Source organism: Enterobacter sp. FW301-JW81 (genome assembly GCF_058788735.1).
Genome location: NZ_JBYTBA010000002.1, coordinates 412,401 through 424,894, shown reverse-complemented (window position 1 = coordinate 424,894; position 12,494 = coordinate 412,401). Strand labels below are relative to the sequence as shown.

Annotated in this window: 13 protein-coding genes; 5 read left to right on the top strand and 8 right to left on the bottom strand. The window is 57.8% G+C overall.

What is annotated here, in order from left to right; all coding sequences use genetic code 11:
• Nucleotides 1-357 precede the first annotated feature (357 nt).
• Nucleotides 358-690, top strand: a complete 333-nt coding sequence (locus tag AC3WOK_RS08925; protein ID WP_023336316.1) for an RcnB family protein — start codon at nt 358-360, stop codon at nt 688-690.
• Nucleotides 665-1,120 carry a GNAT family N-acetyltransferase gene (locus AC3WOK_RS08920; protein WP_063431407.1) on the top strand — a complete coding sequence of 152 codons (456 nt, stop codon included), beginning with the start codon at nt 665-667 and terminating at the stop codon, nt 1,118-1,120. The genes AC3WOK_RS08925 and AC3WOK_RS08920 overlap by 26 nt, the downstream gene beginning before the upstream one ends.
• A gap of 93 nt (nt 1,121-1,213) precedes the next feature.
• Here the strand turns inward: AC3WOK_RS08920 and apbC are convergent, their stop codons facing one another.
• Entirely contained in the window at nt 1,214-2,323 is a 1,110-nt protein-coding gene (gene apbC / locus AC3WOK_RS08915) for an iron-sulfur cluster carrier protein ApbC (protein ID WP_447855961.1), read from the bottom strand.
• A 137-nt stretch (nt 2,324-2,460) separates the two neighbouring features.
• On the opposite strand from apbC, the gene metG reads away from it, so the two are divergent.
• Nucleotides 2,461-4,494 carry a methionine--tRNA ligase gene (metG, locus tag AC3WOK_RS08910; RefSeq protein WP_492354350.1) on the top strand — a complete coding sequence of 678 codons (2,034 nt, stop codon included), beginning with the start codon at nt 2,461-2,463 and terminating at the stop codon, nt 4,492-4,494.
• 110 nt (nt 4,495-4,604) lie between these two features.
• Here the strand turns inward: metG and AC3WOK_RS08905 are convergent, their stop codons facing one another.
• Genes AC3WOK_RS08905 through AC3WOK_RS08895 form a run of 3 tightly spaced genes read right to left on the bottom strand, consistent with a single transcriptional unit; the run spans nt 4,605 to nt 7,520 of the window.
• Nucleotides 4,605-5,075, bottom strand: coding sequence for a YehS family protein (locus AC3WOK_RS08905; protein ID WP_047346536.1), 471 nt, complete (start codon nt 5,073-5,075; stop codon nt 4,605-4,607).
• A gap of 46 nt (nt 5,076-5,121) precedes the next feature.
• On the bottom strand, nt 5,122-5,841 hold the full coding sequence (gene btsR / locus AC3WOK_RS08900) for a two-component system response regulator BtsR (protein WP_045908659.1): 720 nt from the start codon (nt 5,839-5,841) through the stop codon (nt 5,122-5,124).
• The gene (locus AC3WOK_RS08895) at nt 5,835-7,520 is read right to left on the bottom strand and encodes a sensor histidine kinase (RefSeq protein WP_047346538.1); all 1,686 of its coding nucleotides are present in this window, start codon (nt 7,518-7,520) and stop codon (nt 5,835-5,837) included. The genes btsR and AC3WOK_RS08895 overlap by 7 nt, the downstream gene beginning before the upstream one ends.
• 217 nt (nt 7,521-7,737) lie before the next feature.
• Between AC3WOK_RS08895 and mlrA the strand changes: the two genes are divergently transcribed.
• Nucleotides 7,738-8,478 (top strand): HTH-type transcriptional regulator MlrA, encoded by a 741-nt coding sequence (mlrA, locus tag AC3WOK_RS08890; RefSeq protein ID WP_063431414.1) that lies wholly within the window; start codon nt 7,738-7,740, stop codon nt 8,476-8,478.
• A gap of 69 nt (nt 8,479-8,547) precedes the next feature.
• Complete coding sequence (locus AC3WOK_RS08885; RefSeq protein WP_008500895.1) at nt 8,548-8,661, top strand: protein YohO; 114 nt, start codon at nt 8,548-8,550, stop codon at nt 8,659-8,661.
• On the opposite strand, the gene AC3WOK_RS08880 is transcribed toward AC3WOK_RS08885, so the two are convergent.
• Genes AC3WOK_RS08880 through osmF form a run of 4 tightly spaced genes read right to left on the bottom strand, consistent with a single transcriptional unit; the run spans nt 8,636 to nt 12,387 of the window.
• The gene (locus AC3WOK_RS08880) at nt 8,636-9,373 is read right to left on the bottom strand and encodes an ABC transporter permease (RefSeq protein WP_492354349.1); all 738 of its coding nucleotides are present in this window, start codon (nt 9,371-9,373) and stop codon (nt 8,636-8,638) included. The genes AC3WOK_RS08885 and AC3WOK_RS08880 overlap by 26 nt on opposite strands.
• The gene (locus tag AC3WOK_RS08875) at nt 9,357-10,307 is read right to left on the bottom strand and encodes an ABC transporter ATP-binding protein (RefSeq protein WP_063431418.1); all 951 of its coding nucleotides are present in this window, start codon (nt 10,305-10,307) and stop codon (nt 9,357-9,359) included. Before AC3WOK_RS08875 ends, AC3WOK_RS08880 begins: the two co-directional genes overlap by 17 nt.
• A complete protein-coding gene (locus AC3WOK_RS08870; protein ID WP_063957662.1) occupies nt 10,300-11,457 on the bottom strand; it encodes an ABC transporter permease in 1,158 nt (385 codons plus the stop codon). Before AC3WOK_RS08870 ends, AC3WOK_RS08875 begins: the two co-directional genes overlap by 8 nt.
• 12 nt (nt 11,458-11,469) lie before the next feature.
• Nucleotides 11,470-12,387 carry a glycine betaine ABC transporter substrate-binding protein OsmF gene (osmF, locus tag AC3WOK_RS08865; RefSeq protein ID WP_492354348.1) on the bottom strand — a complete coding sequence of 306 codons (918 nt, stop codon included), beginning with the start codon at nt 12,385-12,387 and terminating at the stop codon, nt 11,470-11,472.
• Between the last annotated feature and the right edge of the window lie 107 nt (nt 12,388-12,494).

Sequence of the window (12,494 nt, the reverse complement as noted above, 5' to 3'; positions counted from 1 at the left end):
TCGAATGATGTATGGAAATAACTGAAGGACCGAAACGGTGTAGAATAAGAATTAAACCGCCCCGCTTTTTAAGTTTAAATCGGCTTTTAATAAAATGCATGTATTTCAGCTCAAAAAATTATAGTTAAGCTGTATTTTCAGATTTAATTAAAAAAAACATTACCGCGCTGAATTAGTCTTAGTAAAAAACATTCATAAATAAAATAGTATTAACCGTTTGCACTACCCAAAACCGTCCACTTTTGTTACATTTTTTTTTCGAACAGACTCTGCTGTGATACTTAAAATAGACCGTCTGCCCTATCATCAACACAACAGCAGGCTGAGAGTATCTGTAACGATATCACTGGAGAAAAAATGGCTAAGCGTAAATTGCTGCTACTGGGTGTATTACTGTCTCTGGCGGGATCCGCATTTGCTGCCCCGCAAACGGCTGCGGCGCCGTCCGGCATCAAGGCCTATGAGGAACAAGAGTTCATCGCGGATTTTACGAAGTTTAAAATTGGCGACACAGCGCCAGCACAGTATCAAACGCCTGAGTACACCATCAAACAGTACCAGTTGCGTAACCTTCCGGCCCCGGATGCGGGAACACACTGGACCTATATGGGCGAAAACTACGTCCTGATTGGCGATGCAGACGGCAAAATCTACAAAGCCTATAATGGAGATATCTTCTATCATCGCTGATACCCTCCTGGTTCGTCCCTGGCAGGAAAGTGACCGCCCTTTCCTGCGCACGCTCTTCCTCCACGCCCGGCGCGAAGCCTGGCCCTGGCTGGACAGCTCAGACTGGCAGCTTGAAGATTTTGATGCGGCAACCCGTGACGAAGTGATTTGGGTTGCTGTTCAGAACGGCCATCGTCTGGGTTTTGCCTCCGTCTGGGCGAACGATAATTTTCTGCACAACCTGTTTGTTGACCCGCAGTATCAAAGCCACGGAGTCGGGCATGTGCTCCTGGAACAGGTGCAGAAGACGTTTACCAGTACGGGGTCGCTTAAGTGTCTGGTGAAGAATGCGCGGGCTATCGCGTTTTACCAGCGGCATGGCTGGCACATTGAGGCGACGGGGGATTCTCCGGAGGGAGAGTACTACCTGATGCATTACCGGCTTGGGTAAAGTCAGGTGGCGCTTCGCTTACCTGACCTACGAAACCGTATTCCGAAGGCCGGGTAAGGCGAAGCCGCCACCCGGCAATCCAGCATTGGGGATTTACACCGCGCGGAACGCGATTTCCCCTGGGATGATTTCGCCCTGCCAGTAAAGCTGCGCCGCAACGCGACCCGCCAGCTGACGATACATCTCGGCAAATTCGCTGTCCGGACGGCTGACAACCGTCGGCTTTCCACTGTCCAGATCTTCACGCAGAGTAATGTGCAGCGGCATCTGACCCAGCAGCTGGGTGTGATACTTCGCGGCCAGTTTTTCTGCCCCACCGGTACCGAAGATAGGCTCGTGGTGACCGCAGTTGCTGCAGATGTGCATGCTCATGTTCTCGACGATACCGAGCACCGGCACTTCCACCTTCTCGAACATCACGATGCCTTTTTTGGCGTCGATCAGCGCGATATCCTGCGGGGTCGTCACGACAACCGCGCCCGTGACCGGAATATTTTGCGCCAGCGTCAGCTGAATATCACCGGTACCCGGCGGCATATCCAGCACCAGATAATCCAGATCCGGCCACATCGTCTCCTGCAGCATCTGCAGCAGCGCTTTGCTGGCCATTGGGCCGCGCCAGACCATGGCGTTATCGTCAGTCACCAGATAACCGATGGAGTTAGTGGCCAGACCGTGGGCCATAATCGGCGCCATGTGGGTGCCGTCCGGCGAGGTTGGACGCTGGTTTTCCGCGCCCAGCATGTTCGGAATAGACGGGCCGTAGATATCGGCATCAAGAATACCGACCTTTGCCCCTTCCGCCGCCAGCGCCAGCGCCAGGTTGACGGCCGTGGAGGATTTACCCACCCCACCCTTGCCTGAACTGACGGCGATAATGTTTTTCACGCCGTTAATGCCCGGCTGGTTTTTCACACGCTTCAGCGTGGCAATGCTGTGGCTCAGCTTCCAGTCAATCGCCTTCGCGCCGGTAATGCGCAGCAGCTCAGAGCTGGTTTGCTCTTTCAGCGCGTCAAAAGCGCTGGTCCAGACGAACGGCATCTGCAGCTCAACGTGCAGCGTATCGTCCAGCCAGGCAACGTGGTGTAACGCTTTCAGCGTAGTGAGATTGTGCTTCAGGGTTGGATGCTGAAAGTTAGCCAGCGTCCCGGCAACCATTGCTCGTAAGGCTTCCGGTGATTTGGCCTGGGATTGAGAACTCATCCCGACTCCTTTGTTCTTGTGAATAAGACCTTAGAAGAACAAGTTTACCTGAAAGGCCGTGGTTTGTGCTTACTTAATAATGCCCCTTTTGGTAATATCAAAAACCCTTTTCACAGTTAAAAGAAGTAATGCCTACTATGACTCAAGTCGCGAAGAAAATTCTGGTAACGTGCGCACTGCCGTACGCCAACGGCTCAATCCACCTCGGCCACATGCTGGAGCATATCCAGGCTGATGTCTGGGTCCGTTACCAGCGAATGCGCGGCCACGAGGTTAACTTCATCTGTGCGGACGATGCCCACGGCACGCCGATCATGCTGAAAGCGCAGCAGCTGGGGATTTCCCCGGAGCAGATGATTGCCGAAATGAGTCAGGAGCATCAGACCGATTTTGCTGGCTTTGACATCAGCTATGACAACTATCACTCCACGCACAGCGACGAAAACCGCGAGCTGTCGGAGCTGATCTACACCCGTCTGAAAGAGAACGGCTTTATTAAAAACCGCACCATCTCTCAGCTGTACGATCCGGAAAAAGGCATGTTCCTGCCGGACCGTTTCGTCAAAGGCACCTGCCCGAAATGTAAATCCCCGGACCAGTACGGCGATAACTGCGAAGTGTGCGGCGCGACCTACAGCCCGACCGAGCTTATCGATCCGAAGTCCGTGGTTTCTGGCGCAACGCCTGTGATGCGTGACTCCGAGCACTTCTTCTTCGATCTGCCGTCCTTCAGCGAAATGCTGCAGGCGTGGACCCGCAGCGGCGCGCTGCAGGAGCAGGTGGCGAACAAAATGCAGGAGTGGTTCGAATCGGGTCTGCAGCAGTGGGATATCTCCCGCGATGCGCCGTACTTCGGCTTTGAAATCCCGAACGCGCCGGGCAAATATTTCTACGTCTGGCTGGACGCGCCAATCGGCTACATGGGCTCCTTCAAGAACCTGTGCGACAAGCGTGGCGACACCGTCAGCTTCGACGAATACTGGAAGAAAGATTCCACGGCCGAGCTGTATCACTTCATCGGTAAAGATATCGTTTACTTCCACAGCCTGTTCTGGCCGGCGATGCTGGAAGGCAGTAACTTCCGCAAGCCTACCAACCTGTTCGTGCACGGTTACGTGACGGTCAACGGCGCGAAGATGTCCAAATCTCGCGGTACGTTTATCAAGGCCAGCACCTGGCTGAACCACTTCGACGCGGACAGCCTGCGCTACTACTACACCGCGAAGCTCTCTTCCCGCATCGACGATATCGACCTGAACCTGGAAGATTTCGTGCAGCGCGTGAACGCGGACATCGTCAACAAGGTGGTGAACCTGGCCTCCCGTAACGCGGGCTTTATTGCCAAGCGTTTTGACGGCGTGATGGCGGCCGAACTGGCTGACCCAGCCCTGTACAAAACCTTTACCGACGCGGCAACGACCATTGGCGAAGCCTGGGAAACCCGCGAGTTCGGCAAAGCGGTGCGCGAAATCATGGCGCTGGCCGACCTGGCAAACCGCTACGTGGACGAGCAGGCACCGTGGGTTGTCGCTAAACAGGAAGGTCGCGATGCCGATCTGCAGGCCATCTGCTCTATGGGCATCAACCTGTTCCGCGTGCTGATGACGTATCTGAAGCCGGTTCTGCCGCAGCTGGCAGCCCGTGCTGAAGCGTTCCTGAACACCGAACTGACCTGGGATGCCATCCAGCAGCCGCTACTCGGCCACAAGGTGAACACCTTTAAAGCGCTGTACAGCCGCATCGAGATGAAGCAGGTTGAAGCCCTGGTGGAAGCCTCTAAAGAAGAGGTGAAGGCGGCTGCGGCACCGGTTACCGGCCCGCTGGCAGACGATCCGATTCAGGAAACCATTACCTTTGACGATTTCGCCAAAGTCGACCTGCGCGTGGCGCTGATCGAAAACGCGGAATTCGTGGAGGGTTCTGACAAACTGCTGCGCCTGACGCTGGATCTGGGCGGCGAGAAGCGTAACGTCTTCTCCGGCATCCGTTCTGCGTATCCGGACCCGCAGGTGCTGATTGGTCGTCAGACCGTGATGGTCGCCAACCTGGCACCGCGCAAAATGCGCTTCGGCATCTCTGAGGGGATGGTGATGGCCGCGGGCCCTGGCGGGAAAGATATCTTCCTGTTAAGCCCTGACGAAGGCGCGAAGCCTGGCCAGCAGGTGAAATAACAAAAAAGCCGGAGAGTGTCTCCGGCTTTTTTTTGCCCGGCGGCGCTGCGCTTGCACGGGCCTACGGGTTTTGTAGGCCGGGTAAGGCGAAGCCGCTACCCGGCTAAAAATCACCCCTTCGGATGATGCACCCGGTGGGTCAGCCCGCGCAGGAAATTACGCAGGAACTGGTCGCCGCACTCGCGGTAATTTTTGTGGTCCGGCGCGCGCATCATGGCGGTCACTTCCGGCACGGATACGCGGTATTTTTGCTCCGTCATAATCGCCACGATATCGTCCGTTTTCAGCGAGAACGCAATGCGCAGCTTTTTCAGCACCGTGTTGTTGTTCACCCGACGCTCCAGCGCCAGCTCTGGCGCTTCCGGATCTTTGCCGCGCTTATCGTAAATCAGGCCGTTCAGGAAACCCGACAGAATGATGTCAGGGCAGCGAACAAAGCCCTCTTCATCTTCTTTGGTCATCCAGGTGTCGAAACCGGCAGACGTGGATTCCATGTCCGACAGCGCAAGAATGCGCACCATGTCGTTATTGTTTGCTTTCAGGGTGTAGCGCAGGCTACGAAGAATATCGTTACTTAGCATAGAGCCTTCGAATGTCGATGATGCAATGGCGCGCAGTGTACCAGTTTTACAGCCCAATCGCCTCTTTCAAACTCTTCAGGTAGCGGCGGCTGACCGGTACGGTTTGCCCCGCGCGCAGCACCAGCTCGGCCTGGCCGTTATCTTCCAGGCGGATCTCCTTCAGGTGCGCCATATTGACCAGATACTGACGATGACAGCGGATCAGCGGCGTGCGGCTCTCCAGCGTCCGCAATGTCAGCTCGGTAAACCCTTCGTTCCCTTCCGCGCTGGTGACAAATACGCCGCTCAGGCGGCTGCTGACAAACGCCACGTCATCCATCTGCAGGAGGTAAATCCGGCTGTGCCCGGTACACGGAATAAACTTCAGCGGCTGCTGGTTTTCCGGGAGCAGCGTAACGTCCTGTGCGGTCCGCTCCTGGCGCAAGCGGGTGAGCGTTTTTTCCAGACGCTTCTCTTCAATCGGCTTGAGTAAATAGTCAAACGCGTGCTCCTCAAAGGCCTTAACGGCATATTCATCAAACGCCGTCAGAAACACGATGTAGGGGCGATGCTCCGGGTCGAGCATGCCGACCATCTCCAGCCCGCTGATTCGGGGCATCTGAATATCGAGGAACAGCACGTCCGGGCGCAGCTTATGAACCGCGCCGATGGCCTCAATGGCGTTCGCGCACTCTCCCACAATCTCTATATCTGGCTGCTCCTGCAGCAGAACGCGCAGGTTTTCCCGTGCCAGCGGCTCGTCATCCACAATCAGCACTCTTAACATGCGTTTTCCTCCAGCGGCAGTCGTACGGTAATACGGGTAAATCGGTCTGGCTCACAGGCAACGGTAATGCCGCAGTCATCGCCAAAATGGGCGCGCAGGCGTTTATCCACCAGGCTCATCCCCAAACCGCCGGAGGCGGAAGGCTGATATAGCCCGGCATTATCTTCAATATCCAGCACCAGATGGTGGTTGAAACGGCTGGCGGCAATGGTTATCTCTCCTGTTCCGAGAAGCTGTGACGTGCCGTGTTTAATGGCGTTTTCCACAATAGGCTGCAGGGTAAAGGCCGGGAGATGCTGATACGCCAGCTCGTCCGGAACGGAGAGCGAGACCTGCAGGCGCGACTGGAAACGCGCCTGCTCGATCTGGAGGTACGCATTTACGTGCTCGATCTCATCGGCGAGGGTGACGATCTCCGACGGCCGCTTCAGGTTTTTGCGGAAAAAGGTCGACAGAAACTGCACCAGCTGCGCGGCCTGATCGCTGTCGCGGCGGATCACCGCTTTGAGCGTGTTGAGGGCATTGAACAGGAAATGCGGGTTAACCTGGGCATGCAGCAGCTTAATCTCCGACTGCGTCAGCAGCGCTTTCTGCCGTTCATACTGCCCGGCGAGGATTTGCGCTGACAGCAGCTGGGCGATCCCCTCCCCCAGCGTGCGGTTGATCGAGCTGAACAGACGGTTTTTCGCCTCATACAGCTTGATAGTGCCCATCACCCGCTGATTTTCCCCGCGCAGCGGAATCACAAGCGTAGAGCCCAGCTTGCACTGCGGATGCAACGAACAGCGGTAAGGCACTTCGTTACCGTCGGCATACACCACCTCACCGGTTTCAATGGCGCGCAGCGTATAGGCTGAAGAGATGGGTTTACCCGGCAGATGGTGATCGTCCCCGGTGCCGGTAAAGGCCAGCAGCCGCTCGCGGTCGGTTATTGCCACCGCGCCGATGTCCAGCTCCTTGTAGAGCACCTGCGCGACCTTCATGCTGTTCTCTTCGTTAAACCCCTGGCGCAGGATCCCTTCGGTCGACGCGGCGACCTTCAGCGCCGTGGCGGAAAAGGCCGAGGTGTACTTCTCAAACATGGCGCGCTTGTCGAGCAGAATACGCATAAACAGCGCCGCGCCCACCGTGTTGGTCACCATCATCGGGGCGGCAATACTGCTGACGAGGTGCAGCGCATCTTCAAACGGACGGGCGATCAGCAGAATGATGGCCATCTGCGCCATTTCGGCCACAAAGGTGATCGCCCCGGCGGTAATCGGGCTAAAGACTTTATCCGGCCGGCCGCGCTTAATCATGTAGCTGTGCACCAGCCCGCCGAGCAGCCCTTCCACGATCGTCGAGATCATACAGCTCAGCGCCGTCATCCCGCCCATGGAATAGCGATGCAGCCCTCCGGTTAAGCCGACGAGGCCACCGACGACGGGACCGCCGAGCAGCCCGCCCATCACCGCGCCGATAGCGCGCGTATTGGCAATAGAGTCTTCGATATGGAGACCAAAATAGGTCCCCATGATGCAGAAAATGGAGAAGGTGACGTAGCAGAGCAGCTTATGCGGCAGACGTACGGTGACCTGCATCAGCGGGATAAACAGGCGCGTTTTACTCATCAGCCAGGCAATGACAAGAAACACGCACATCTGCTGAAGCAACAGCAGCACCAGATTAAACTCGTACATACTCAAAACCGCACACGCTAAAAACGCGTAACATACACCGATGCGGCTCAACTTTCTTTGAAGCATCCCAAAAAAGCGCAAAATCGTGTCCGTTATCACACCTTTTTCAGAACATCGCATACGCTTCGCATTATTTGTGCAAAAAACAATCAATTCTTCCTGGTTCAGCAAAGTGGGTCTACAGTTAAGCTGGGGACGCGTAAGCCAGGGGGCGAATATGGCGCTTTACACGATAGGTGAAGTGGCACTCCTTTGTGATATCAATCCCGTTACCCTACGGGCGTGGCAGCGACGGTACGGATTGCTTAAACCGCAGAGAACGGACGGCGGGCATCGCCTTTTTAACGATGCTGATATCGACCGGATCCGCGAGATCAAAAGCTGGATCGACAACGGGGTGCAGGTCGGTAAAGTAAAGTCCCTGCTCAGCCACGACGACCCTGACACGCAGCACCGCTGGCGCGAACAGCAGGAAACCCTGCTGCGGCTCCTGCAGGCGGGCAACCTGCAGCGCCTGCGCGCGTGGATAAAAGAGCAGGGCCGCGAGTATCCGGCACAGACCCTGATCAGCCATCTTTTTATTCCGCTCCGTCGACGCCTGCAGTGCCAGCAGTCCACCCTGCAGGCGCTGCTCAGCCTGCTCGACGGGGTGCTGATCAACTACATCGCCGTCTGCCTTGCCTCGGCAAAGAACAAGGCCGGTAAAGATGCGCTGGTGGTCGGCTGGAACGTGCACGATACCACCCGCCTGTGGCTGGAAGCGTGGATCGCGACCCAAAAGGGCTGGCGCGTGGATGTCCTTGCGCACTCCCTGGCGCAGCTTAAGCCCGAATTTTTCGACGGCCAGACCCTGCTGGTCTGGTGTGGTGAAGTGCCGTCCGCCTCTCAGCAGCAGCTGCTGTCACAATGGCGAGAGAATGGTTATCCGGTTTATTCCCTTGGCCCGGATGAACCATAACGGCATTTAATGGTTCATTAACACCTGCGCTTCACCGTATAATTGCTCCGTTAACAACAGGAGCACATGATGAAGGCAACCAAACTGGCCATTATTACCCTTTTTGTCCTGATGGCCGTGAGCGGTATCGGCGGCGTGATGCTGGCAGGATACTCGTTTATTGTTCGCGGCGGTGTCGGCTGAGGTACTGTGCCAGCCGCTCAAAAACGCGATCGACGACGATTGCCGCCAGCGCGACCAGCACCGCTCCCTGCACGATGTAAGCCGTATTAAACCCGCTCAGGCCGATAATAATCGGCGTTCCCAGCGTACTGGCGCCGACCGTAGACGCAATGGTCGCCGTCCCGATGTTAATAATGACCGACGTGCGGATCCCGGCAATGATAACCGGTGCCGCAAGCGGCAGTTCAACCTTGCGCAGCCGCTGGCCGCGACTCATCCCCATCCCTTCTGCCACGCTCAGCACTGACGCCGGTACCGCCGCGAGGCCCGCCAGCGTGCCCTGCAGCACCGGCAATACGCCGTACAGAATCAGCGCAATAATGGCGGGCTGCTGGCCAAAGCCCATCACCGGAACCGCTATCGCCAGCACCGCCACCGGCGGAAACGTCTGTCCAATGGCCGCAATCGTCTCTACCAGCGCACGAAACTCCCGCCCCGCAGGCCGCGTGACCGCGATGCCAGCGCCTGTGCCCAGCACAACCGCAATGACGCTTGAGAGCGCCACCAGCCAGAGATGCGCCAGGGCGAGATTAACAAAGCTCTCCTGCTGATACACCGGCCGCGGCAGCCCCGGAAAAAGGGCGTTAAACAGCGGCGCGCTGTGCGGCATCAGAACCAGTAAGGCAACAAAGAGCGCTACCAGCCAGAGAAGCGGATCACGCAGCGCCTTCACGCGTCACCTCCCCTGCCAGCAGATCGCGAAAGTGTAAGGTTCCGCACGGCGCCCCGCGGGCGTCCGAAACGGGCAATACCTCGCACTGGCGCGCGACGAACGCGGAGAGAGCATCCCGCAGGCTCATCTGCTCCTGCAACGGTTCGCCGCTCGCCGGCACCTCTTCGCGACGCATATAGTCGCTGACCGTCCGCAGGGAGAGCAGCCTGACGCCCAGCTCGCTGCGGCCGAAAAACTCGCGCACAAAGTCGTTTTTCGGCCATGTTAATAGCTCAAGCGGCGACCCCTGCTGCACCACCTCGCCGTGATCCATCAGCACCAGATGGTCGGCCAGGCGCAGAGCTTCATCAATATCGTGCGTCACGAGAACGATCGTGCGTCCGAGAATGCGGTGAATGCGGGTCATCTCCGCCTGTAGCGCCCCGCGCGTTACCGGATCCAGCGCGCCAAAGGGTTCATCCATCAGCAGCACCTGCGGATTGGCCGCCAGCGCGCGCGCCACGCCGACGCGCTGCTGCTGGCCCCCGGATAGCTGGTGCGGATAGCGGTCACGCAGCGCGGGCTCGAGCCCCAGCAGAGACATCAGTTCATCAACGCGGTCAGCGATTTTAGCCCGCGACCATTTCTCCAGCTGCAGCACGGTGGCAATGTTCTGCGCCACCGTCCAGTGCGGGAACAGGCCGATAGACTGAATGGCATACCCCATCCGGCGACGCAGCTCCAGCACCGGCAGGCTGCGGATCTCTTCTCCGGCAAAGCGGATCGCCCCGCTGTCGTGCTCAACCAGCCGGTTGATCATCTTCAGCGTGGTGGATTTTCCCGAGCCGGAGGTGCCAATCAGCACGGAAAACGCGCCCTCGGCAAAGTTCAGGTTCAGGTGGCTCGCCGCTGGACGGCCGGCAAAGGTTTTACTGACATCATGAAATTCAATCATTGGCTCTTCTCCTGAGCAGCGCGAGCCATAAGGCAAACAGCGCGTCGACGACAACCGCCAGCGCAATCGTGGGAACCACGCCCAATAACACCAGATCCAGGGCGCTGCTCAGCAGTCCCTGGAACACCAGCGCGCCAAAGCCGCCCGCGCCAATCAGCGCCGCAATCACCGCCATGCCGACGGTTTGTACCGCCACCACCCTTAGGCTTCGCAGCAGCAGGGGCAGCGCCAGCGGCAGCTGAATCTTCCAGAAACACTGCCGCGCGCTCATGCCCATCGCATGGGCGCTTTCCAGCACATCCGGCGCGACCTGGCTTAAGCCCGCGACCACGCCGCGCACCAGCGGCAACAGCGCGTACAGCACCAGCGCGATCAGGGCGGGCGTTAACCCCGTTCCGGCTATCCCGAGCGTTCCCAGCACCGGAAACGATTTCACCAGCCCGGCCAGAGGCGCAATCAGCAGACCAAACAGCGCGACGGAGGGAATGGTCTGGATAACGTTGAGCACGGCAAAGACCCCGCCCTGACGTGAAGGATGGCGATAGCACCACATGCCCAGGGGGATCCCGAGCAGAAGCGCCGGAAAGAGCGTGCCGAAGAGGATCGTCAGATGCTGCGCCAGGGCATCATCAAACACCTCCTGACGGTTGGCATACTCTTTTAACAGCGAGAGATTGTTCAGCTCACCGCTGAACAGCAGGAATAACGGAATACACCATATCTGTGCGTTAAGCACCCAGCGCCAGACGGCGCTGGAGATGAGTCGACGGATAGCATCGCTGCAGGCCAGCAGACACAGCGCCAGCCACAGCCAGAGGCCGCTGCCCACCGTGGTTCTCGCCAGCGGGCTTTCCGCAGACGCCATGTGCGTCGCCGCCTGCCCGGCCCCCCAGAACAGGATGATAAACAGCCCTTCAGCGAGGAGCAGCGTCAGCCACTGCGCCGTGCGCCCTTGCCAGAGCGATAGCGCAACCCACGCGCCCAGCGCCGCCGTCAGCCACCACGGCGTGAACGACCACACTTCCCAGAGATAGCGCCCTTCCCCTGACATCAGGCGGTTAGGGGCAACATTCACAAACGGCAGCGCGACTGCCGCGATGGCCACGCAGGCCAACAGCAGCAGTACGCGGTTATGACATTTTATTGGCACAGCCCTTTCCCGTTACTTCACAAGCCCTTGTTGTTTCAGGAAGTCGGCGGCCACTTTTTTGGCATCCAGCCCCTCGACGGCAATGCTGGCATTCAGCTGTTGCAGCGTTTTTTCATCCAGCTTTTCGAAGACCGGCTTAAGCCAGTCGGCAATCTCCGGATACGCTTTCAGCACCGCCTCACGCACGACCGGGGTCGGGGCATAAATCGGCTGTACACCCTTTGGATCGGTCAGGGTCTGCAGACCAAGCGCCGCCACCGGACCGTCGGTACCGTAGGCCATGGCCGCGTTAACGCCAGAGGTTTGCTGCGCCGCCGCTTTGATGGTCACCGCGGTATCCCCGCCCGCCAGAGAGAGCAGCTGCGGCTGGTCGAGCTTGAAGCCGTAGGCTTTTTCAAACGCGGGCAGCGCGTCAGGACGCTCGATAAACTCCGCGGATGCCGCAAGCTTAAAGTCGCCCTTCTCTTTCAGATAGCGGCTGAGATCCGCAAGCGAGGTCAGCTTTCCTTTCTCCGCCACGTCCTTGCGCACCGCGATAGTCCAGGTATTGTTGGCCGGGGCCGGGGTCAGCCAGACCAGCTTGTTCTGCTCCGCGTCCAGCTTTTTGACTTTCTCATACCCGGCTTTGGCATTTTTCCATGCCGGATCGTTTTCCTGTTTAAAGAAAAACGCGCCGTTGCCGGTGTATTCCGGGTAGATATCCAGCTCGCCGGAGGTAATCGCGCCGCGCACGACGGGCGTGGTGCCGAGCTGGACTTTATTGACGGTTTTCACGCCGTGGCTCTCCAGCACCTGCAAAATAATATTGCCGAGCAGCGCGCCTTCGGTATCAATCTTTGAGCCCACTTTTACCGGCTCCGCCGCCTGTAGCGGCAGGCTCAGCGCCGCCAGCAGCACCGCAGATCCCAACATCCCCTTTGTAATCGTCATTCTACTATCCTCATTTTTTTGCTGCCTTTTTCAGAGGCTTGAGAGAAAAGCGTAGCTTAAAACGGCGGGATTAACCGTCAAAATGCCTTTTTAGCATAAGGTAAGAC

Coding starts and splice junctions, on each gene's coding strand:
- AC3WOK_RS08925 (WP_023336316.1), top strand. CDS start 358: ATGGCTAAGCGTAAATTGCTGCTACTGGGTGTATTACTGTCTCTGGCG.
- AC3WOK_RS08920 (WP_063431407.1), top strand. CDS start 665: ATGGAGATATCTTCTATCATCGCTGATACCCTCCTGGTTCGTCCCTGG.
- apbC (WP_447855961.1), bottom strand. CDS start 2,323: ATGAGTTCTCAATCCCAGGCCAAATCACCGGAAGCCTTACGAGCAATG.
- metG (WP_492354350.1), top strand. CDS start 2,461: ATGACTCAAGTCGCGAAGAAAATTCTGGTAACGTGCGCACTGCCGTAC.
- AC3WOK_RS08905 (WP_047346536.1), bottom strand. CDS start 5,075: ATGCTAAGTAACGATATTCTTCGTAGCCTGCGCTACACCCTGAAAGCA.
- btsR (WP_045908659.1), bottom strand. CDS start 5,841: ATGTTAAGAGTGCTGATTGTGGATGACGAGCCGCTGGCACGGGAAAAC.
- AC3WOK_RS08895 (WP_047346538.1), bottom strand. CDS start 7,520: ATGTACGAGTTTAATCTGGTGCTGCTGTTGCTTCAGCAGATGTGCGTG.
- mlrA (WP_063431414.1), top strand. CDS start 7,738: ATGGCGCTTTACACGATAGGTGAAGTGGCACTCCTTTGTGATATCAAT.
- AC3WOK_RS08885 (WP_008500895.1), top strand. CDS start 8,548: ATGAAGGCAACCAAACTGGCCATTATTACCCTTTTTGTCCTGATGGCC.
- AC3WOK_RS08875 (WP_063431418.1), bottom strand. CDS start 10,307: ATGATTGAATTTCATGATGTCAGTAAAACCTTTGCCGGCCGTCCAGCG.
- osmF (WP_492354348.1), bottom strand. CDS start 12,387: ATGACGATTACAAAGGGGATGTTGGGATCTGCGGTGCTGCTGGCGGCG.